Source organism: Nocardia sp. NPDC050799 (assembly GCF_040654015.1).
Lineage (GTDB): Bacteria > Actinomycetota > Actinomycetes > Mycobacteriales > Mycobacteriaceae > Nocardia.
This window is the reverse complement of sequence record NZ_JBFAHF010000001.1, coordinates 501,361-521,216: the sequence shown is the minus strand read 5'-3', so window position 1 is coordinate 521,216 and position 19,856 is coordinate 501,361. Positions and strand designations below refer to the sequence as shown.

22 protein-coding genes are annotated in these 19,856 nt (G+C 69.7%); 2 read left to right on the top strand and 20 right to left on the bottom strand.

What is annotated here, in order from left to right; all coding sequences use genetic code 11:
- Positions 1-55: 55 nt before the first annotated feature.
- Entirely contained in the window at positions 56-1,999 is a 1,944-nt protein-coding gene (locus tag AB0H42_RS02415; protein WP_357048672.1) for a heavy metal translocating P-type ATPase, read from the bottom strand.
- Between the two features lie 132 nt (positions 2,000-2,131).
- Here AB0H42_RS02415 and AB0H42_RS02410 point away from each other — a divergent pair, with 132 nt between their 5' ends.
- Positions 2,132-2,494 (top strand): metalloregulator ArsR/SmtB family transcription factor, encoded by a 363-nt coding sequence (locus tag AB0H42_RS02410; protein ID WP_030520078.1) that lies wholly within the window; start codon positions 2,132-2,134, stop codon positions 2,492-2,494.
- 46 nt (positions 2,495-2,540) lie between these two features.
- On the opposite strand, the gene AB0H42_RS02405 is transcribed toward AB0H42_RS02410, so the two are convergent.
- A complete protein-coding gene (locus AB0H42_RS02405; protein ID WP_357048546.1) occupies positions 2,541-2,942 on the bottom strand; it encodes a metalloregulator ArsR/SmtB family transcription factor in 402 nt (133 codons plus the stop codon).
- On the opposite strand from AB0H42_RS02405, the gene AB0H42_RS02400 reads away from it, so the two are divergent.
- Positions 2,936-4,294, top strand: a complete 1,359-nt coding sequence (locus AB0H42_RS02400; RefSeq protein WP_357048543.1) for an MFS transporter — start codon at positions 2,936-2,938, stop codon at positions 4,292-4,294. The two genes, AB0H42_RS02405 and AB0H42_RS02400, sit on opposite strands and share 7 nt — an antisense overlap.
- Here the strand turns inward: AB0H42_RS02400 and AB0H42_RS02395 are convergent.
- The 18 genes from AB0H42_RS02395 to AB0H42_RS02310 all read right to left on the bottom strand — a co-directional run bounded on the left by AB0H42_RS02395 (position 4,230) and on the right by AB0H42_RS02310 (position 19,824).
- Positions 4,230-5,018 carry a DUF6390 family protein gene (locus tag AB0H42_RS02395; RefSeq protein WP_357048539.1) on the bottom strand — a complete coding sequence of 263 codons (789 nt, stop codon included), beginning with the start codon at positions 5,016-5,018 and terminating at the stop codon, positions 4,230-4,232. The genes AB0H42_RS02400 and AB0H42_RS02395 overlap by 65 nt on opposite strands.
- Positions 5,015-6,076: a HoxN/HupN/NixA family nickel/cobalt transporter gene (locus AB0H42_RS02390; RefSeq protein ID WP_357048669.1), complete on the bottom strand. Its 1,062-nt coding sequence runs from the start codon at positions 6,074-6,076 to the stop codon at positions 5,015-5,017. Before AB0H42_RS02390 ends, AB0H42_RS02395 begins: the two co-directional genes overlap by 4 nt.
- A gap of 93 nt (positions 6,077-6,169) precedes the next feature.
- Positions 6,170-7,249: a hydrogenase expression/formation protein HypE gene (gene hypE / locus AB0H42_RS02385; RefSeq protein ID WP_357048537.1), complete on the bottom strand. Its 1,080-nt coding sequence runs from the start codon at positions 7,247-7,249 to the stop codon at positions 6,170-6,172.
- Complete coding sequence (gene hypD, locus AB0H42_RS02380) at positions 7,242-8,354, bottom strand: hydrogenase formation protein HypD (RefSeq protein WP_357048535.1); 1,113 nt, start codon at positions 8,352-8,354, stop codon at positions 7,242-7,244. The genes hypE and hypD overlap by 8 nt, the downstream gene beginning before the upstream one ends.
- Positions 8,351-8,674, bottom strand: coding sequence for a HypC/HybG/HupF family hydrogenase formation chaperone (locus tag AB0H42_RS02375; protein ID WP_030520085.1), 324 nt, complete (start codon positions 8,672-8,674; stop codon positions 8,351-8,353). The genes hypD and AB0H42_RS02375 overlap by 4 nt, the downstream gene beginning before the upstream one ends.
- Before the next feature lie 19 nt (positions 8,675-8,693).
- The gene (gene hypF / locus AB0H42_RS02370; protein WP_357048532.1) at positions 8,694-10,964 is read right to left on the bottom strand and encodes a carbamoyltransferase HypF; all 2,271 of its coding nucleotides are present in this window, start codon (positions 10,962-10,964) and stop codon (positions 8,694-8,696) included.
- Positions 10,961-11,203, bottom strand: coding sequence for a HypC/HybG/HupF family hydrogenase formation chaperone (locus tag AB0H42_RS02365; protein WP_357048666.1), 243 nt, complete (start codon positions 11,201-11,203; stop codon positions 10,961-10,963). The genes hypF and AB0H42_RS02365 overlap by 4 nt, the downstream gene beginning before the upstream one ends.
- A 2-nt stretch (positions 11,204-11,205) precedes the next feature.
- Positions 11,206-11,724: a hydrogenase maturation protease gene (locus tag AB0H42_RS02360; protein ID WP_357048529.1), complete on the bottom strand. Its 519-nt coding sequence runs from the start codon at positions 11,722-11,724 to the stop codon at positions 11,206-11,208.
- Complete coding sequence (locus tag AB0H42_RS02355; RefSeq protein WP_357048526.1) at positions 11,684-12,001, bottom strand: hypothetical protein; 318 nt, start codon at positions 11,999-12,001, stop codon at positions 11,684-11,686. Before AB0H42_RS02355 ends, AB0H42_RS02360 begins: the two co-directional genes overlap by 41 nt.
- A gap of 22 nt (positions 12,002-12,023) precedes the next feature.
- Entirely contained in the window at positions 12,024-12,146 is a 123-nt protein-coding gene (locus AB0H42_RS02350; protein ID WP_357048524.1) for a hypothetical protein, read from the bottom strand.
- Between the two features lie 10 nt (positions 12,147-12,156).
- On the bottom strand, positions 12,157-13,482 hold the full coding sequence (locus AB0H42_RS02345) for a hypothetical protein (RefSeq protein WP_357048521.1): 1,326 nt from the start codon (positions 13,480-13,482) through the stop codon (positions 12,157-12,159).
- On the bottom strand, positions 13,479-14,126 hold the full coding sequence (locus tag AB0H42_RS02340; protein ID WP_357048518.1) for a DUF6084 family protein: 648 nt from the start codon (positions 14,124-14,126) through the stop codon (positions 13,479-13,481). Before AB0H42_RS02340 ends, AB0H42_RS02345 begins: the two co-directional genes overlap by 4 nt.
- Positions 14,123-14,734 carry a DUF5947 family protein gene (locus tag AB0H42_RS02335; protein ID WP_357048663.1) on the bottom strand — a complete coding sequence of 204 codons (612 nt, stop codon included), beginning with the start codon at positions 14,732-14,734 and terminating at the stop codon, positions 14,123-14,125. The genes AB0H42_RS02340 and AB0H42_RS02335 overlap by 4 nt, the downstream gene beginning before the upstream one ends.
- A gap of 14 nt (positions 14,735-14,748) precedes the next feature.
- Complete coding sequence (locus tag AB0H42_RS02330) at positions 14,749-15,663, bottom strand: NifU family protein (RefSeq protein ID WP_357048515.1); 915 nt, start codon at positions 15,661-15,663, stop codon at positions 14,749-14,751.
- A 27-nt stretch (positions 15,664-15,690) separates the two neighbouring features.
- On the bottom strand, positions 15,691-17,487 hold the full coding sequence (locus AB0H42_RS02325) for a nickel-dependent hydrogenase large subunit (RefSeq protein ID WP_357048512.1): 1,797 nt from the start codon (positions 17,485-17,487) through the stop codon (positions 15,691-15,693).
- A 13-nt stretch (positions 17,488-17,500) separates the two neighbouring features.
- Positions 17,501-18,556, bottom strand: a complete 1,056-nt coding sequence (locus AB0H42_RS02320) for a hydrogenase expression protein HypE (protein WP_357048509.1) — start codon at positions 18,554-18,556, stop codon at positions 17,501-17,503.
- An 81-nt stretch (positions 18,557-18,637) separates the two neighbouring features.
- Positions 18,638-19,492 (bottom strand): hydrogenase nickel incorporation protein HypB, encoded by an 855-nt coding sequence (gene hypB / locus AB0H42_RS02315; RefSeq protein ID WP_357048507.1) that lies wholly within the window; start codon positions 19,490-19,492, stop codon positions 18,638-18,640.
- Positions 19,456-19,824, bottom strand: a complete 369-nt coding sequence (locus tag AB0H42_RS02310) for a hydrogenase maturation nickel metallochaperone HypA (RefSeq protein ID WP_357048661.1) — start codon at positions 19,822-19,824, stop codon at positions 19,456-19,458. Before AB0H42_RS02310 ends, hypB begins: the two co-directional genes overlap by 37 nt.
- Between the last annotated feature and the right edge of the window lie 32 nt (positions 19,825-19,856).

The window sequence follows — 19,856 nt, the reverse complement described above, 5'->3', positions numbered from 1 at the left end:
ATCGGCGAACCGCCGCGGGACGGTGATCCGCCGGCAGCGCGTTCCCGGCCACCCGTCAGGTGGCCGAGCCGGCTCCCATCGCACGGCGCCACGCGGCCTCACGCAGCAGCCGCAGGCCGTTGAGACCCACGATGATCGTGGAGCCCTCGTGTCCCGCCACGCCGAGCGGCAGCGGCAGGGTTCCCACCAGGTCCCACACCACCAGCACCGCGATGAAGGACGCGGCGATCACCAGGTTCGCGACCACGATGCGGCGGGCCCGCCGGGCCAGCGCGAGCACCGCGGGGAGGGCGGTGAGATCGTCGCGGACCACCACGGCATCGGCGGTCCGCAACGTCAGATCCGAACCCGCGCCGCCCATGGCGATACCGGCGTGCGCGGCCGCGAGGGCGGGCGCGTCGTTGACCCCGTCGCCCACCACCGTCACCGCGGCGCCGCCGGCCCGCAACTGCCGGACGGCGGCGACCTTGTCCGCGGGCAGCAACTCGGCCCGGAAGTCAGTGATGCCGACCCGGGCGGCCAACCGCTCGGCGGCCACCCGATTGTCGCCGGTCAGCAGCACCGGGTTCGCCCCGGTCAGCCGCCGCGCCGCCGCGACCGCGGCAGCGGCTTCCGGGCGCATCTCGTCGGCGAGGGCGAGGACGCCGATCGGCCGGTGGTCGCAGGTCACCACGACCGCGGTGTACCCACGCGCCTGCACGGCCGCCGCGGCGGCCGTGGCCGTCTCGGTATCCGCGCAGGGCGCGGCCGCCGCGACCAGCGCCGCCGGTGATCCGACCCCGACGCGGTGATCGCCGACGCGTGCGCTCACTCCGCGCCCCGGTTCGGCGGCGAATTCGCCGACCGCGGGCACCTCGAGCCCGCGCGCGCGAGCGGCCCGGACGATGGAGGCGGCGAGCGGGTGTTCGCTGGGCCGTTCCACGGCCGCCGCGAGCCGCAGGACCTCCTCGGCGTCGAACGAGTCGGTCGTGCACCGTATCTCGACCAATTCGGGAACTCCGCGGGTCAGGGTTCCGGTCTTGTCGAACGCGAGCAGGTCGGTGGTCCCGAGTCGCTCCATCACGACGGCGGACTTGACGAGTACCCCGTGCCGCCCGGCGGTCGCGACGGCGGCCAGCAGCGGGGGCATGGTCGCCAGCACCACCGCGCACGGGGAGGCCACGATCATGAAGGTCATCGCACGCAACAGCGCCCGCTGCAGCGACTCACCGAACAGCAGTGGCACCACGAATATCGCCAGGGTGGCGGCCACCATCGCCACCGAATAGCGCTGCTCGATCTTCTCGATGAACAGCTGGGTGCGGGCCTTGGTCCGGCTCGCCTGCTCCACCAGGGCCGCGATCCGGGCGACAACCGAATCCTGCGCCAGGCGGTCGACGCGGATCCACAGGGCGCCGGTGCCGTTGAGGGTGCCGGCGAAGACCTCGTCGCCGACGGATCTGTCCACCGGCAGCGGCTCTCCGGTGATGGTGGCCTGATCGACCTCGCTTCCGCCGGATACCACGGTGGCGTCGGCGGCGATCCGTTCACCGGGGCGTACCACGACCGTATCGCCGATCTCCAGGTCGGCGACCGGGACCGTCTCCTCGTCGTTCGCGGTGACCCGGGTCGCGGTATCCGGCGCCAGATCCAGCAGCCCGCGCACCGCATCCTCGGTCCGCGCACTCGCGAAGGCCTCCAGCGCGCCCGAGGTGGCGAAGATGACGATCAGCAGCGCGCCGTCCCCGACCTGCCCGATCGCCGCGGCGCCCAGCGCGGCGGCCACCATCAGCAGATCCACGTCCAGCGTCCGCTCCCGCAGCGCCCGCAGACCGGCCACGGCGGGTTCCCAGCCGCCCGCGGCGTAGCAGGCCAGGTACAGCGTCCACCACGACCAGGCCGGGCCACCGGCCAGCTGCGTCGCGACTCCGGCCGCGAAGAGCATCACCGCTGTCGCCGCCCAACGGGTTTCGGGCAGCTCGAACAGTTTCGTCCGGCGCACGGTCACCGAGGTGGGCACGCGCGTCGAATCGGCGGGCGTACGCGTCGGAACGGCCACAGGTCACCTCCACAGCGGGAACGAACGATTCACCGACCATAACAGAACACATGAAGACGTCTTCATTTATGCTGGTTGATATGCTGTCGTGTTATGGGACACGGGGTCGAAGGCCGGGACCGCCCGATCGCGCGGTTGGACGGGGACGCGGCGGCCCGCGTCGCGACCACGCTGCAGGCACTGGCCACGCCGAGCCGGCTGCTCATCCTGAGCGAACTACGTCAGGGGCCCCTCCCGGTGACCGAGCTCGCGACGGCGGTCGGGATGGAGCAGTCGGCGGTATCGCACCAGCTACGGCTCCTGCGCAACCTCGGCCTGGTCACCGGCGCCCGTAGCGGGCGCAGCATCGTCTACAGCCTCTACGACAGCCATGTCGCCCAGCTGCTCGACGAGGCGATCTACCACAGCGAACACCTCCGCCTGGGCCTCGCCGACCGCCCCGAAGCGGCCGGCTGAGCCCGGCCGGAACGGGCGGCCCGGCACCGCCGGTGGGCGCGGGACCTCAGTCGTGGTCCGGTATTCCGCGCACCCGATGCTCGGCGGCGTTCAACGTCTCGACCAGGAGACGGCGCACGTGGCCACCCCGGGTTCGGTAGAGCATGCGCCGGCCGGCCCGGCGCCGGACCACCAGCCCGGCCAGTTCCAGCTTGGCCAGATGTTGCGAGACCGCCGGCCGGGCCAGCGAAACCCGTGCGGCCAGCGAACCGACGTCCAGTTCGTCGTCGCCGCTCAGTAGCCACAACAGCCGCAGCCGGGTGGGGTCGGACAGCATCCGCAGTGCCGTCGATGCCGCGTCGACGAGATCCGGGGCCGGAAGCTCGGACCAATGGCTACTAGAATCGTGTGCGTACACGAGCACATATTCTGCCTGCACGGCACGGATCGAGGAGTCGAGGGTTGTCACTGTTCGCCCACCGCGCCTACCGGCGCCTGTTCGCGGCGCAGGTATCGGCCCTGTGCGGCACCGGTCTGGCCACCGTGGCGCTGGGACTGCTCGCCTATCAGCTGGCCGGGAAGGACGCCGGACTCGTCCTCGGCACCGCCCTGACGATCAAGATGGCCGTGTACGTCACTGTCGCCCCCGTGGCGGCGGCCTACGCCGATCGGCTGCCGCGACGCGGGTTGCTGGTGGCACTGGACCTGGTGCGCGTCGCGGCGGCGCTGTCCCTGCCGTTCGTGCACGAGGTGTGGCAGGTCTACCTGTCGATCGCGGTGCTGCAGACCGCCTCGGCCGTGTTCACCCCGGCCTTCCAGGCCGCACTGCCCGATATCCTGCCCGACGAACACGATTACACCCGGGCACTGTCCGCGTCACAACTCGCCGCGACGATGGAGAGCCTGCTCAGCCCGGTGCTGGCGGCGCTGTTGCTCACCGTACTGGATTTCCACCGGCTGTTCGCCGGCACCGCACTCGGCTTCCTCGCCTCCGCGATACTGGTCGCGGGCACGGCGATTCCGGATCCCGTCCGCCGCGCGGTGACCGGAGTATGGGACCGGACCGCCGCCGGTATGCGGATCTTCGCCGCCACTCCGCGGCTGCGGGGGCTGCTCGGGGTGAACCTCGTAGTGGCGGCGGTGGGGTCGGTGGTGCTGGTCAATACCGTCAACTACGTCCGCGATGTGCTGGGCGGCTCGCCTTCCGATGTCGCGGTGCTGCTGGCGGCCAATGGTTTCGGCACGATGCTCGCGGCCCTGGCGCTGCCCCGGGTACTGGACCGGGCCGGTGAACGCTCGATCGTGCTCGCCGGGGCGTGGACCCTCGTTCTCGGCATCGCGGCGGCCGTAACGATGGCGCTGTGCGGGCCCGGGAGCCGGACCGCCGCCCTCGCGGTCTGGGCAGTCATCGGCGCCGGCACCGGGCTGGCGATCACTCCCGCCGGTCGGGTACTGCGGCGCTCGGCGCATGCGAAGGACCGGCCGGCCCTCTTCGCGGCCCAGTTCTCGCTATCGCATCTGTGCTGGTTGCTCACCTATCCGCTCGCGGGGCGGCTCGCCACCGCGACGGGATTCGCCACCACCTGGATCGTGCTGGGCCTCGTCGCCGGCGCCGGGCTGGTCGCGGCGGTGCGGTACTGGCCCCGGCACGATCCCGCCGCGCTCGGCCACGTCCACGACGGCCGGATCGATCCCGGGCATCTCCACGACGCGGTACCGGTGGGCGCGAACAGCTACCGGCACACCCACACCTTCGTCATCGACGACGATCACCGGCGGTGGCCACGCCGGTCGGTTGATGTGCCAGCCGCCGGTTGGTGACCCGCAGTTGCCGAGCGGTCGTCACGGCGAGTGTGCGTAGTTGCACCGGGGTCAAGGGGCCGCACAGCCGGTCCCAGTGCAGGGCGACGAGCTGCCCCGGAGCCGCGTCGGGCACGGCGGAGTACCCGTCCTCCCACACGGGTACCGACAGCGCCGCCGGCTCGCTCAACAGCAACCGTCCCTCGTCGAAGCGCAGCCGGCGGCGCCGCACCGTCAGCTCGTCGTCGTGTCTGGCCGTCACTGTGCCCCAGCTGATCCGGCAGCAGTCGAGCACCCGGATCGGTTGCTCCCCGCCGCGACCGAGCAGCCGGCTCCAGGGGTAGATCCCGAAGACGTGGAAGCAGTGGTTGGCCGCCGCCTCGCCGGCCAGCGACTCCTCGGCGAGGTACTGCCAATAGTGTCCCGCGGCCGGGCCGATCACAGCGAGGAGCTCGGTGACGAATGCGTCCGGATCCAGTCCCGCGCCGACGCCGCCGCCTATCCAGTACGACTCGACGAGCCGGAGATCGAGCGGATCGGCGATACCGGTCATGCGCGACATCACCCGCAGGTAGGGCCATGCTCCGGTGAATTGGCGCGCCGCGGCCCGCACCCGGTCCGCGGCACCGCCGCGCAGGGCCGATATCTCGGCCGGGCCGCAGTAGCCGAGCCGGTTGGGCGCGTAGGCATACCGGGCGAACATCTCCGTTCCCCGGGTACTGCGGGCCTCGGCGGGCATGCTCATGGGTCCACCGGCACCCCGCGCCGCCACCGCTGCTCGACGTCGCCGAACCGCCAGACGGCCGCGGCGGCAGTCCAGGTCAGGACGAAGAGTCCGACGATGATGAACCCCATCGCACCGAGATCGAGCGCACCGATCCAGGCGAGCGGGCCGGTGGTCAGATCGAGCTTCTCGGTCAGGATGGAGATGATCTCCTGCGCCCCGATCAACAGGGCCACCGCGACCGACAGGCCCGTCACCACGAAGTTGTAGTAGATCTTGCGGACCGGGCCCGCGAACGCCCAGCCGTAGGCGAAGTTCATGAACGTCCCGTCCAGGGCGTCGAACAGCGACATACCCGCCGAGAACAGGACGGGCAGTACGAGAATCGCGTACCAGGGCAGATCGGTGGCCGCCGCGCCACCGGCGATCACGAGCAGACCCACCTCGGTGACAGTGTCGAAGCCGAGTCCGAACAGCAACCCGACCGGATACATCTGCCAGGGCCGGCGCACCGCGCGCATCAGCGGACCGAAGACGCGGTTCAGCGCGCCGCGGTCGTCCAGCCGGCGTTCGAGTTCGGCTTCGTCGTACACCCCGCCCCGCATACCGCGGAACACGCGCCAGATCCCGATCAACGACACCAGGTTCAGCAACCCGATCAGGATGAGGAAGGTACCCGAGACACCCGTACCGAAGACGCCGGTCCACCGCTGCAACCGCGAATTGTCGTCCTGCAGATTGACCGCGAGCGCCTTCACCCCGGCCGCCAGCAGGGCGACCAGCACGAACACGATGGTGGAATGCCCGAGGGAGAACCAGAAACCGACCGACAGCGGCTTCTGATTCTCGGCCACCAGTTTGCGGGTCGTATTGTCGATCGCGGCGATATGGTCGGCGTCGAACGCGTGCCGCATACCCAGGGTGTAGGCGGTGATTCCGAGACCCGCGCCGAAAACGGCGCCGTCCACGAGATAGCCGCCAGGGACCACCAGGAGCAGAAGTGTCGCGAAGCCGATGAGGTGTAAGGCGACGATCGTGAGAATCATCCCGGCCACACCGCGGCGCTGCGCGAGGTCCAGATCCGACCATCCCGCCCGCAGGGCCGCCACCGATTTCCGCACCGTCGGTCTACCTCGTTCCTTCCGGGCGGTGGTCCCCGCGGACCCGCCGTGTCAACAGATCCGCGGCAACTGCTCACCGGCGGGCAGATCGACCACCCGCGTACCGCCGAGCGCGGTGCGCGCCACCACCATTCCCGGATGCTCCTCGACACAGCGGCCGATCACCGCCGCATGCGCCCCGAGCGGATGGGCGCGCATCGCCGCCAGTACCCGCTCCCCGTCCGCGGGCGGTACGAAAGCGACCAGTTTGCCCTCGTTGGCGACGTACATCGGGTCCAGGCCGAGCAGCCCACAGGCATCACGGACCGCCGCCGGTACCGGCAGTGCCGTCTCGTCCAGCGCGATGCCCGTCCCCGCGGCGCGGGCGATCTCGTTCAGCGTCGCGGCCACCCCGCCGCGGGTCGGGTCGCGCAGGACGTGCAGATCGGCACCCGTCTCCAGCATGGCGGCCACCAGGCCGCCCAGCGGCGCGGTATCGCTGAGGACCGTCGTCCCGAACTCCAGGCCTTCGCGGCAACTCATCACCGCGATACCGTGCACCCCGATCTCCCCGCTGACCACGACGATATCGCCGGGGGCCGCGCGCTCGGGCCGGATATCGACGCCGTCGGCGAGGACACCGATGCCGGCGGTGTTGATGAAGATGCCGTCGCCGTGCCCGGCGTCGACGACCTTGGTGTCGCCGGTCACCAGCGAGACACCGGCCGCCGACGCCGCGGTGCCGAGTGCCTCGGCCACGTGGGCGATCTCGGACAGCGCGGTGCCCTCTTCGAGAATGAACGCGGTGGACAGCACCAGGGGCCGCGCACCGGCCATGGCCAGATCGTTGACGGTGCCGTTCACCGCGAGCTCGCCGATCGAACCGCCCGGGAACACGAGCGGTTTCACGACGAAGGAATCGGTCGAGAAGGCCAGGCGGGTGCCGTCGACCGTGACGACCGCGGAATCCCCCAGGCCGGCGTCGGCGGCGGCCCCGAAGGCCGGGAGGAAGAGGTGCTCGATCAGCTCACCCGACATCGCCCCGCCACCACCGTGCCCCATCACGATATTCGGTGCGTCGCGCAGCGGCATCGGGCAGACCCACGCCTCGGCATCGATCGTCACCGCCGGGGCCATCGGATCCTCACGCATGGGCCACCTCCGCGGGCTGGTCCAGCCGGCGGTACAGGTAGTAGGCCGCACACGCGCCCTCCGACGAGACCATGGTGGCGCCCAGCGGGTTGCGCGGTGTGCACTGCGTGCCGAACGCGGCGCATTCGTTGGGTTTGATCAGGCCCTGCAGCACCTCCCCGGACCGGCAGATCGACGATTCGGCCGCGTGCAGTTCGCCTACCGCGAACCGGTGTTCGGCGTCGTAGTCGCGGTAGCGCGGCGACAACCGCCACCCACTGCCCGGGATCACGCCGATCCCCCGCCAGGCCCGGTCGGTGACCTCGAAGACATCGTCGAGCATGGCCTTGGCCGCCGGATTCCCCGCCTCCGATACCGCGCGCGGATAGGCGTTCTCCACCTCGTGCCGGCCCGCCTCGAGCTGCGCCACCGTGCGACGGATGCCCTCGAGGATATCCAGCGGTTCGAATCCGGTGACCACCATGGGGGCCCGGTAGCGCTGGGCCAGCGGTGGATAATCCTGGGTACCCATCACCGTGCACACGTGCCCGGCCAGCAGGAACGCCTGTACCCGGCACTGCGGCGATTCCATGATGGCGGCGATCGCCGGTGGCACCAGCACATGCGACACCAGCAGCGAGAAGTTCTCGATACCGAGGCGCTGGGCCTGGTAGACGGTCATCGCGTTGGCCGGGGCGGTGGTCTCGAAGCCGATCCCGAAGAAGACCACCTGCCGGTCCGGGTTCGCCCTGGCCAGCTCCAGCGCGTCCAGCGGCGAGTAGACCACCCGGACGTCCCCGCCTTCGCTCTTGACGTGGAATAGATCCTTCTCGCTGCCCGGAACCCGCAACATATCGCCGAAGGAGCAGAAGATCACTCCGGGCCGGGCGGCGATCTCGAGGGCCTTGTCGATGACCTCCAGTGGGGTGACGCACACCGGGCAGCCCGGGCCGTGGATCATCTCGATCCGGTCCGGCAGCAACTGGTCGATTCCGTGCCGGATGATCGAATGTGTCTGGCCGCCACATACTTCCATGATCGCCCACCGGCGGTCGGTGGTGGCGCGGATCCGGTCGAGAAGTTTCTTCGCCAAGTGCGGGTCACTGAATTCGTCGAGATATTTCACGGTTCCTCCTCGGGGTCGCGCTGCCGCGGCGCTTCCGGGTTTTCCACTCCCGCCTGCGCGGCCGCGACGGCGAAACCGTCGGCGAACTCCTCGTTCAGCACACCGAGGTGTTCGAATTCGGCCAGGGTCCGAAGTGCCGATTCCTCGTCCAGCCGGTTGATGGCGAATCCCACATGCACGACGACGTAGTCGCCGATCGCGGCATCCGGGATGTACTGCAGGCATACGTCCTTGTGCACGCCGCCGAAATCGACGACCGACATGAGAGTGCCGTCGCGCTCCTCGAGGCTGAGTACCTTTCCGGGAACTGCCAGGCACATGATCGTCCTCCTTCTCCACTCAGCCCGCGGCCACCGCGAGCACCTGACCGAACGCGAGACCGCCGTCGTTGGGGGGCAGCCGGTGGTGGGTGAGCACGGTGAAACCGTGTGCCCGCAGTAGCCGCCGGGTGGCCGACAACAGCAGCGCGTTCTGGAACACACCGCCCGAGAGGGCGACGGTCGTGGGCGGTCCGGGGTGGGCCAGGGCCATCTTCAGCACCAGCCGCGCGAGCGCGGCGTGGAAACGGGCACCGATCACCGCGACCGGCACCGCGTCCGCGGTATCGGCGACCACCGCCGCGAGCATCGGGGCGGGATCGATCGACACCGGGTCGCGGCCGGTATCGATCGCGAACCGGTACTCGATGCCGCCCGTGTCACCGCGCCGGGACACACCTTCGAGTTCGATGGCGGCCTGCGCCTCGTAGTCCACGGTGTGGCGGACCCCGGCCAGCGAGGCCACCGCGTCGAACAGCCGGCCCATACTCGAGGTCGGCACACATCCCAGGCCGGTCTCGAACTGGTGGGCCAGCACCGCGCGTTCGGCCGCCGGGCAGGCGCGGACCGCGGCGATCGCGGGCCGCCAGTCGATACCCGCCGCCCACAGATGCGCCAGCGCCATCCGGTACGGCCGGTGCACGCTCGTATCGCCGCCGGCCAGCGGCACATATTTCAGATGCGCCAGCCGGCGGTAGCCCTTGTACCCGGCGGCCAGGAACTCCCCGCCCCAGACCGCTCCGTCGGGGCCGAACCCGGTGCCGTCGAACGCGACTCCCAGCACGGTGTCGGACGGCCCGAGGCCGTGCTCCCCCATCACCGCGGCGATATGCGCGTGATGGTGCTGCACGGTGCGTACCGGGCGATCGCCGGCTGCGCGGCGCGCCCACTCCGTGGAGCGGTAGCCCGGGTGGGTGTCGGCGGCGAGCTGGGTGGGGCGCACACCGGTCAGTTCCCGGAGATGCCGCTCGGTGGCGTCGAAGGCCCGCAGCGTGGCCAGATCGTCCATATCGCCGACGTGCTGGCTCAACCAGGCGTACCGGCCGTCGGCCACCGCGCAGACGTTCTTCAGATCGGCGCCCACGGCGAGCGTCGGTGCCACCGGCACGGGCAACGCGAGGGGCAGCGGTGCGTATCCACGCGACCGGCGCACCGGTGTCTCGGCACCGTCGACGACGCGCACCACCGAATCGTCGCAGGGCACCAGGATCCGGCGGTCGTGCCACAACCATCCGTCGGCCAGCCCGGCGAGGCGCTCCCGGGCGTCCGCGTCGCGATAGCAGATCGGTTCGCTGCTGCGGTTGCCGGAGGTCATCACCAGCACATCGGGACCGGCCGGATCGCCCGGGAGCCCGAAGAGCAGGATGTGCAGCGGGGTGTAGGCCAGCAGCACACCGAGATCCGGGTTGCCCGGCGCGACGGATCCGGCGATCTGCCGGGCACCCCGCGGGAGCAGGACGATGGGGCGCTGCGGCCCGGTCAGCAGTGCCGCGGCGACATCGTCGAGCCCGGCTATCCCACGGGCGACCGCGAGATCCGGCGCCATCACGGCAAAAGGTTTTCCGCCGCGGCGTTTCCGGCGGCGCAACTCGGCCACCGCGGTCTCATCCATCGCGTCGCAGGCCAGGTGATAACCGCCGACGCCCTTCACCGCGAGGATGCCGCCCGAGCGCAGCAGCGCACGGGCGGCGGCGAGCGGTTCCCCACCGCCCGGCCCGGCGTAGTACAGGCGGGGGCCGCACTCCGGGCAGGCGATGGGCTGGGCGTGGAAACGGCGATCGGCGGGATCGTGGTACTCCCGGGCGCAGCGCTCGCACATCGGGAAATCGGCCATCGAGGTCCGCGCCCGGTCGTAGGGCAGGGACGCGATGATGGTGAATCGCGGACCGCAGTTCGTGCAGTTGACGAAGGGGTGCCGGTAGCGCCGGTCGGCGGGATCGCGCAGTTCCGCGGCACAGTCCGCGCAGATCGCGATATCGGGTGAGGCGAGCGTACGCCCGCCGCCCGCGGTGGTGTCGGCGATCCGGAATCCGGTACCGCCGCGGACCGGCAGCTCCCGGCTTTCGATCGATTCCACCACGGCCAGCGGCGGCGGGGCGGTCCGTAGACGCCGTTCGAACTCCGCGAGGTCGGCGGGGGTCCCCTCGGTTTCGATGAACACCCCGCTGCTGTCGTTGGACACCCGGCCGCTCAGCGACAGCTCCGCCGCGGTGGTGTAGACGAACGGCCGGAACCCGACGCCCTGCACCACGCCGCGCACCACGAACCGGCGCCGCGCCCGGCCGGCCGTCACGGCTGCTCACCCCGGCCGAGTAGGCGCAACCCCGCCATCGCCTCGGCCGCGCCCGCCGCGTCGGTCTTCTCGACCGCGAAGCCCATATGGATGACGACCCAGTCACCGGGGCCCGCCGGGTCGTCCTCGAGCAGGCCGATGTTCACCTGTCGCTGTTCACCGGATACGTCCACCAGGGCGATCTGGCGGTGGTAGCCGTCGGGGACCGTTACGACCCGGCCGGGGATACCGAGGCACATGGTCACACCTCCTGATGTGGGCGGAGCAGTTCGGCGACGACGCGACCCACGGTGGCCACGGCCGCGTTCACCGCGTCACCGACCGGGGCGGACAGCCCGAGCCGCTCGTCCACCGACTCGACCTGGCATCCGACGACCACGGTCGGGGGCACGGTGCCGCCCAGTGCCCGGACACCGGCAAACACCGCCGCCGGATCCATCGCGTGGGCGTCCAGCGCGGCGGTCCCGGCGCGGCCGGGTTCGGCCCGGATCACCTCGATCCGTCCCGGCGTGCCGCGATCCGGCACGGCGTCGACCAGCACCAGCGCGTCCCAGGGGTCGAGCAGGTCGTAGGCCAGGTGCATACCGCGGATGCCGTAGTCCACCACCCGCGCACCGGCTGCCGGGTGCTCCGGCATGCGCCGCACCACCTCGGGTCCGAAACCGTCGTCGCCGCGGAAGATATTGCCGATCCCGGCGATCAGCACGGTATCCGTCGGCTCAGCCCTTTCCGTCGGTCGGCGTCGTCGCACCGCCGACATCCTGGTCGTCGACCTTCCCGGTCGCTGTCTCCTCCGGCTCGTTCGCCGTCGGTTTGCGCTCCTCGTAGGGCGGAACGGCGGGTTCGCTACCGGAGGGCGGCTCCGAGGTGAACTCGGTCTCCCGCTCGGCGTCCGCGCCGTGCGCGGAGGTCGTCTCCTCGTGACCGATATCGCCCGGCTCGCGTTCGGTGGGTCCACCGGCCACGGTGTCCGCACCGGTATCGCGCGAGCCCGGCTCGCCGCGTGCCTGCTGTGGTTCTTCTCTCGGGTCCTGCATCGTGTCTCCTTCCGATCCGCCGCTACATATGCCGGATCTTCAGATATCTCCGGAGGTCCGGTACCGAGCGCACACCGAGGTAGACACCCACTGCCGCCAGTACCGCCACCACCGCTGTCGAGACAACTCCCACCGTCTGCATCATGTACTTCCTTTCACTTCTCGGGCTCGTCGAGCGGCTCCAGTTCGTCGGGCGCGAAATAGAGGTACCTGCCGAACCATTCGTGCAGTTCGGCTGCGGGGTCGTCGTCCAGTACGACCCCGACATGCGATTCCCCGTCCACGTCCTGGTGCACCGAGACGACCCGGGCGGGCGCACCGTCGACGAACAGATCCTGGGCGTCGGCTCGCCGCGACGGGTGTAGCCGGACCCGGCTGCCCCGGCGCACCAGCACACCCGCCACCGGCACCGCGTCGCGGTCGGGACGGACGGCGCCGTCGGCCGCCGGGTCCCACCAATCGGTCCCCTCCGGGACCTCGGGTACCGGGCGGGGCCGGTCCGGACCCGGTTCACGCAACACACCGTGCAGCTGCCGCATCGCTTCCGGCGATACGGCCTCACAGCGGTCGATGATCTCGGCCGCGCGCGGGTCGGTCGCCCGGGCCTGCGCCTTCTCCGCGTCGGTCATCGTCATCACCCGCAGGGTGAGGATCTCGTCGATCTCGGTGGAATCGAACAGCTCCCCCGCGCTCTGCGCGGCGATCTCGGGGTGGTCGTAGAGGATGATCGGCGAGATCAGCAGCAGGCTGTGATCACCGGGCGGACCGGCGAGCACCGGGAAGCACCGGTGCGACGCGCAGCGTCCGACCGCCGGCTCGGCCGCCGCCGGTGGATCCAGTGACGAGACGAACTGTCCGCCGCTGAGCTGCCCGAGGATGTGCGCGCCGATCAGCGAACGGGCGAGCGCGTCCTGGCTGCCGGTCGCGGGGGCGCCCACATTGCGCACCTCCGCGGTGAGCCGCAGGAAGCCGCCGGCATGCTCGACAGCGAGCGCGAATTCACCCGCGAGCGGTTGCCGGGACCGCACCAGGGTCCCGGCCACCCGGCCCGCGGCATCGGCGATCTCCTCGGTATCGACGCCCGGAGGGACGGTCAGCGGGCGCACGAGGGATTCCGCGGCCATCGGGCCGACGACGATCTCCTGGGTGACGGCCTCGTCCCAGGAAAGCCACGAGCGCGCGCCGACGGACAGTTCGGCGCGCGGCCGGCCGTCGTCGCCCATCACCTGCCGCCGCTGGAGCTGGAGGAACCGGACAGTCCATGTCAGCACCGGGTCCGTAGCCGGGTCGAGCAGGAACCCGGCCGATAGTGACGACTCCTCGCCGAATCCCGCCGCGGCCGCCCCCGGCGGCCCCAGCACCCCGAACTGCCAGCGCGCCATATTCTTTCGCGTGGTCGCCCGGTAGGGATAGAGCAGATAGCCCTCGTAGAGCACCGCGTCGGCGACGGCGCGGGCCCGGGCCAGCGGTTCCGTGGTCACGGCAGCTCCTTCGCGCGCGCCAGCAGCCGGGTCACGGCGTCGTCGAAACCGAGCAGACCGCGGCCGGATTTGTAGGCGGCCAGCTCGTCGAGGGTGTCCCGATGCAGGCGCACCCAGCCGGTGTTGGGGAAATGCGCGGCCATCAGCTCCTGCCACACCGACACCGGCATATCGAAGGTGTCCTCGCGGTCCCACGGAATCTGCTGGATGGCGAAGCCACCACTGCCCTTGATGAACACCGTGCCGCTGAACAGGAACAGCAGCGGCACCGAGCCGTCGCGCAGGGCGTGCAGGTATTTCGATCCGGTCACTTCGAAGTCGTAGGTGCACGGCATCGGCATATCCACCTCGGCGCCGCCGGAGAACCCGGGAACCATGGTGGCGCAGTGCATCCAGAGGAAGGATCGCTGGGTATCCCGCCAGCGATCGCGCGCGCCGAACAGATCGGTCAGCCCGGCTCCCTCTTCGTCGGAGTAGCGGCGGCGCGACGGCTGGATCCGTACCTGCGCGCGCAGGGCGATCGCGTGGACGGGTTCGTCCGCGAGCGAGGCGATGCCGACCCGGGCGGACAGGATCGGCGCGGCGGAGTAGGGCTGCGGCGCGATCTCCAGCACCGCGAACGTCGTCGAGTGCACGGGACTCATAGCGCATCCCGGGCCCGGGCCGAGGCGGCCGCGAAGAACTCGTCCAGGTAGTCACGCACATCCTGACCACCGTCGAAACCGCGCCACAGCAGGCGCATCCGGCCGACGAATTCGTAGCACGCGTCGATCGGCAGGAGCAGGCAGCTCGCCCGGTCGACATCGTTGTCGGGAACGCGGATGAGCAGGGCCTCGACATCGGCGGCGAGCACATCCAGCTCCGGATGCCGCCGCAGGATCGTGTTCCACCGGTCCAGCGGCAGTTCCGATTCGGTCGCGCCCGCGGGGCCCGGATAGAAGGCCACGGTCCGATTTTCCGTGGAGTTGTGGAAGAAGAAGGCCAGCCCCACCGGTATATCCAGCGCGTCCCACTCCGCCGGACCGATCGAGAACCGGGGAAAGGCGAGATAGCGTGCGGGCACCGCCCGGTACCGCAGTGCGGCCTGCTGGTCCACGAACAGCAGGTAGCACCCGCGGCAGACGCACATCAGCTGCCGGCCCTCGATATCCACGACGTGCTGATGTGCGGCGGCGATCGGCTCGGCGCACATCTCGCAGCGCTCGCCCACCCGCCGCGCGGGCGGGCGTTCGGTGGTGATCCGCCGGAGCACTCGCGACGGCGTGTTCACCCTGCCACCCCCACCGGCACGGCCACCGACAGTTCACCGGACCGCACGAGGACCGGGAGCGGTTCGAGATGACCCTCGCCGTCGAGACGCGCACCGGCCCGCACGATATCGAAATGGGCGCGACAGGTCGGACAGCGCAGGACCGCGTCACCGACCGGGTATCCGGCCCGCCGGTGCAGCGCGGCCCCCGCGAGCGAATGCCCGCAGGCCGGGCAGTGGTCCCGGTAGGCGAACAGTTGCTCACCCACCCGGCAGGCCAGCACCGTATGGCCGGCGACCGCGAATCCGCCCACTTCACCGGGAACGAGTCCGGCCAGTTCGGGGACCGGCACCCAGCTGCCCGCCGCACGGCCGTCGGCGCGCACCCGGGAGAACAGCGAATCGGTGGAGATCAGCCCCGCCGGTTCCGGCTGCGCAGCCACGGCTTCGACGGCCTCGATCTCCGGCGCGGCGGTACGTACCGCGTCCTCCACTGCCAGTTCCAAGGTCACCGACGAGGACGGGCAGCTGCGGCAGCTGCCGGTCAGCTCCAAGCGGACCACCCCGTCGACGATGCCGACGAGGGTGACATCACCGCCGTGCGAGCCGAGATACGGCCGCACACTGTCGAGTGCGTTCCGCACCCTGGCCTCCACATCGTGCGGGTGCAACCCGTGCACGAGCAGCAGGCTCGCGACCAGATCGTCGCGGGCCAGGAGTTCGACCGACCCCGGGTCCAGCAGCTCGACCGCCCGGGCCAGTCCCGCGCCGTACAACCCGGCCACCTCGCGCACCAGCTCCTCGGCCCGTTCCCGGGCGACAGTGCCGCCCGCCGAACTGGCCTCCAGCAGCGTGTCTATCCGGTCGCCCGCCGCGCGCCAGCGCTGCCCGTCAGGTGCTGTGTCGTCCTGTCCGTGCGGGGATGCGTCCACCTCACTCTCCCGTCGCCGGTACCGAATTCACTCCGGTGTGGCCGTCTGCGTCGGCGAATGCAGTTTCCGCAGGCTCTGCCCCTTCCCGAGGTACATGTGCACACCGCACGGCAGGCAGGGATCGAAACTGCGCACGGTGCGCATGATGTCGATGCCCTTGAAGTGCTCGCGGTCGTTCTCCTCGAAGATCGGCTGGCCCTGCACCGCGTCCTCGTACGGACCCGGCGTGCCGTAGCTGTCGCGCGGACTGGCGTTCCACGGAGTGGGCGGATACGGGTGGTAGTTCGCGATCTTCCCGTCCCGGATCACCATGTGATGCGACAGCACACCGCGCACCGCCTCGGTGAAACCACAACCGATGCCCTCCTCGGGCACCTCGAACTCTTCCCAGGTCTTGGTGTGCCCGGCCCGTATCTCCGCGAGCGCCTTCTCCGCGAAGTGCAGCGCGCAGGCCGCGGCGTAGGCCTGGAAGTAGGTCCGGGCGCGGTCGCGTTCGATGGTGTTGCTGCCGTGCGCGGGAATCTTCCATTCCAGCGTGACCGGGCCCGCGAGCGCGGTCTTGGGCAGGTTGATCTGCACGCTGTGGCCGGTGGACTTCACGTATCCGATATCGACCAGCTCGGCCAGCGCCGTCGCCCACAGCCGGGCCAGCGGCCCGCCGCCGGTGTCCAGGGCCAAGTGGTCGCTGCCGTCGAACCAGCGCGGCGACATGACCCAGCTGTACTTGTCCGCCAGGTCGCGTTTCTGCGGCCGGGGATTGGTGTGCTGGTTCCAGGGGTGCCGCCGGTCCACCGGATTTCCCAGCGGGTCGGTGGCCACGAATGTCTCCTGGTCGGTCCAGTCCTCGTAGTACGAACTGCCCAGCAGGATCCGCAGGCCCAGATTGATATCGACCAGTGAGGTCGTGAGCAGTTTGCCGTCGACCACCACGCCCGGGGTGACGAACATCTTGCGACCCCAGTCCTCCATATCCGCATAGGAGAAGTTGCAGAACTCGGGATCCTGGAACGAGCCCCAGCAGCCCAGCAGGGTGCGCCGCAAGCCCACCTTGTCGTAGCCGGGTATCGCGTCGTAGAAGAAGTCGAACAGATCGTCGTGCATCGGCACGACCTTCTTCATGAACTCGACATAGCGCATCAGCCTGGTCATGTAGTCGGTCATCAGCTGGACCGTCGCCACGGTGCCCGGACCGCCCGGGTACAGCGTCGACGGGTGCACATGCCGGCCCTCCATCAGGCAGAACATCTCGCGGGTGTACCTGCTCACCTGCAGGGCTTCCCGGTAGAACTCCCCGGTGAACGGGTTCAGCGCGCGCATGATGTCGGCGATCGTGCGGTAGCCGTGTGCCTGCGCGTGCGGGGCGTCGGTCCGTTCGGCCACCGCGAGCACGCCGGGATTGGTCTCGGCGACCATCTTCTCGCAGAAGTCCACCCCGACCAGGTTCTCCTGGAAGATGTTGTGGTCGAACATGTACTCGGCCGCCTCACCCAGGTTCACGATCCACTCGCCCAGATGTGGCGGCTGCACGCCGTAGGCCATGTTCTGGCAGTAGCAGGAGCAGGTCGCGTGGTTGTCGCCGCAGATACCGCAGATACGGCTGGTGATGAAATGGGCGTCGCGCGGGTCTTTACCGCGCATGAACACGGAGTAGCCGCGGAAGATCGAGGAGGTGCTGTGGCACTCCACGACTTCGCTGTTGTCGAAATCGATTTTGGTGTAGATACCGAGACTGCCGACGATGCGGGTGATCGGATCCCACGCCATCTCGACGAGGCTGTCCGGTTCGATCGTCCGATGTGACGGCTCGGGGATGATCTGCGTCATCGCCGGATCCCTCCTACCAGGTTCGGGTCGCGCCGGTCTCGAGCTTTTCGCCCCGGTGCCGCCAGCGTGGCTCTTTGTCGACGGTACGACCGGTAATGTTGCGGAGGCTGCGGACCACCGATCCATAGAGGCCCGAGGCGGCGGAGGAGATCTTCCCGCCGGGCGGCTCGTCCATGAACGGCATGAATTTGTCGGGGAAGCCGGGCATGGTGCATCCGATGCAGATACCGCCCACATTCGGGCAGCCGCCCACACCGTTGATCCACCCGCGCTTCGGCACGTTGCACTTGACCACCGGACCCCAGCACCCCAGTTTCACGATGCATTTCGGGGAGCCGTACTCGGTGGCGAAATCGCCCTCCTCGTAGTAGCCCGCGCGGTCGCAACCCTCGTGCACGGTCGCGCCGAACAGCCACTTGGGGCGCAGCGCGTCGTCGAGCGGGATCATCGGAGCTTGACCGGTGGCCATGTAGAGCAGATAGGTGAGCGTCTCCGACATATTGTCCGGCTGGATGGGGCAGCCCGGCACGCAGACGATCGGAATTCCCGCCTTGCTCTTCCAATCCCAGCCGAGATAGTCGGGCACGCCCATGGCGCCGGTCGGATTACCGGCCATGGCGTGGATACCGCCGTAGGTCGCGCAGGTGCCGGCCGCCACGATGGCCGTGGCCTTCGGGGCGAGGCGGTCCAGCCATTCGCTGGTCGTCAGGGGCTGGCCGGTGGCGGGATCGTTGCCGAATCCGCACCAGTACCCCTCCTCGTGCAATTGTTCGTTCGGTATCGACCCCTCCACGACCAGCACGAACGGGTCTATTTCGCCACGGTCTGCCCGGAAGAACCATTCGAGGAAATCGTCGGCGCCACCATTGGGACCGCATTCGAAATCGATGAGCGGCCAGTGCACCGCGACTTTCGGGAGACCGGGGAGGGCGCCGAGGGCGATTTCCTCGACACTGGGCTGGGTGGCGGCGGTCAACGCCACCGAATCGCCGTCGCAACTGAGACCGGCATTGATCCAGAGCACATGGATCAAGGTCTCTTCGGCTCGGACCGCTTCCTGAGTTGGCATACGCTGCCACCTTCCGGAGTCGAAGCGGGGACTGGCCGTTCCGGCTCATTGACCACGGATTGTGACTCTGATCACAACAGTCTAGACGGGGTGACCGGCACCCTCAAGACTCGTCGCGGCCACCCGGCGCTGCTCCGCCAGCCATTCGTACCAGCGGTCGAGCCCCGCCCCGGTGGTGGCCGAGACCGGAAGCATCTCGAGACCGGGGTTCACCGTATGCGCGTACTCGATACAGGCGGCGAGGTCGAAATCGACATACGGCAACAGATCGATCTTGTTCACCAGCACCAGACCGGCCGCCGCGAACATATGCGGATATTTCAGCGGTTTGTCGCTCCCCTCGGTCACCGAGATCAGTACGACCTTCCCGGCCTCACCGAGGTCGAACAGCGCCGGGCAGACGAGATTGCCGACATTCTCGATGAAGAGCACGGTGCCGGAGGCCGGATCCAGCGCGTGCAGTGCCCGGCGCGTCATCTCGGCGTCCAGATGACAACCGGCTCCCGTATTGACCTGGACCGCCCGAGCTCCGGTCGCGGCGATCCGCTCGGCATCGCGCACCGTCTCCTGGTCCCCCTCGATCACCGCGATCGGGGTGCCGGGCAGCGCGCGGATCGTCCGCTCGAGCAGCGTGGTCTTGCCCGCACCCGGAGAGCTGGTCATGTTCAGCGCCAGGATGCCGCGCTCGCGCAACCACTCCCGATTGTGCTGGGCGAGGTGGTCGTTCTTCGCGAGGACTTTCTGCTCGAGGGATACCGTCTCGGTCGCCGGCGGGTGGGTGTGCGGGGCCCCGCCGTCGTGTGTGTGCTCGTGGCCGGGACCGTGCGAATGCGGCGGCCCGTCCCGGCCGTGTTCGTGTCCGGGATCGGCCGGGCCGTCGTGTCCGACCGTGATCACGCCTACCGTATCGTTTCCACATCCGCAGGTTGCGCACATTCTCGGCTCACTTCCATCGAGCGGATCCGCAGTTCCCGGCCCGCCCCTATCGCCACATCCGCGCTTCCGCACGGGCAGAGCAGGAGCAGCTCGGTGACGGTGAAGTCCGCACCGCAGGCGCGGCAGTGTGCCGCACCCGGTACGCACCGGATATCCAGACTCGCGCCGTCCGCGACGGTGCCCTCGGCGGCGATATCGAAAGCGAAGCGCAGCGCGTCGGGTACCACGGCGGTCAGCACCCCCACCTCGACGGTCACGCGATACACCGCACGCCCCGCCGCGTGGTCGCACACGGCGTCGACAACACTTTGCGCAATCGCGAGTTCGTGCATCATGCTCTCGACTCGTCGAGGGATACCTGGAT

Coding starts and splice junctions, on each gene's coding strand:
- AB0H42_RS02410 (WP_030520078.1), top strand. CDS start 2,132: ATGGGACACGGGGTCGAAGGCCGGGACCGCCCGATCGCGCGGTTGGAC.
- AB0H42_RS02310 (WP_357048661.1), bottom strand. CDS start 19,824: ATGCACGAACTCGCGATTGCGCAAAGTGTTGTCGACGCCGTGTGCGAC.
- AB0H42_RS02355 (WP_357048526.1), bottom strand. CDS start 12,001: ATGCAGGACCCGAGAGAAGAACCACAGCAGGCACGCGGCGAGCCGGGC.
- hypB (WP_357048507.1), bottom strand. CDS start 19,492: ATGTGCGCAACCTGCGGATGTGGAAACGATACGGTAGGCGTGATCACG.
- AB0H42_RS02325 (WP_357048512.1), bottom strand. CDS start 17,487: ATGACGCAGATCATCCCCGAGCCGTCACATCGGACGATCGAACCGGAC.
- AB0H42_RS02350 (WP_357048524.1), bottom strand. CDS start 12,146: ATGATGCAGACGGTGGGAGTTGTCTCGACAGCGGTGGTGGCGGTACTG.
- AB0H42_RS02340 (WP_357048518.1), bottom strand. CDS start 14,126: ATGAGTCCCGTGCACTCGACGACGTTCGCGGTGCTGGAGATCGCGCCG.
- AB0H42_RS02320 (WP_357048509.1), bottom strand. CDS start 18,556: ATGCCAACTCAGGAAGCGGTCCGAGCCGAAGAGACCTTGATCCATGTG.
- AB0H42_RS02360 (WP_357048529.1), bottom strand. CDS start 11,724: ATGTCGGCGGTGCGACGACGCCGACCGACGGAAAGGGCTGAGCCGACG.
- AB0H42_RS02365 (WP_357048666.1), bottom strand. CDS start 11,203: ATGTGCCTCGGTATCCCCGGCCGGGTCGTAACGGTCCCCGACGGCTAC.
- hypE (WP_357048537.1), bottom strand. CDS start 7,249: ATGCGTGAGGATCCGATGGCCCCGGCGGTGACGATCGATGCCGAGGCG.
- AB0H42_RS02395 (WP_357048539.1), bottom strand. CDS start 5,018: ATGAGCATGCCCGCCGAGGCCCGCAGTACCCGGGGAACGGAGATGTTC.
- AB0H42_RS02375 (WP_030520085.1), bottom strand. CDS start 8,674: ATGTGCCTGGCAGTTCCCGGAAAGGTACTCAGCCTCGAGGAGCGCGAC.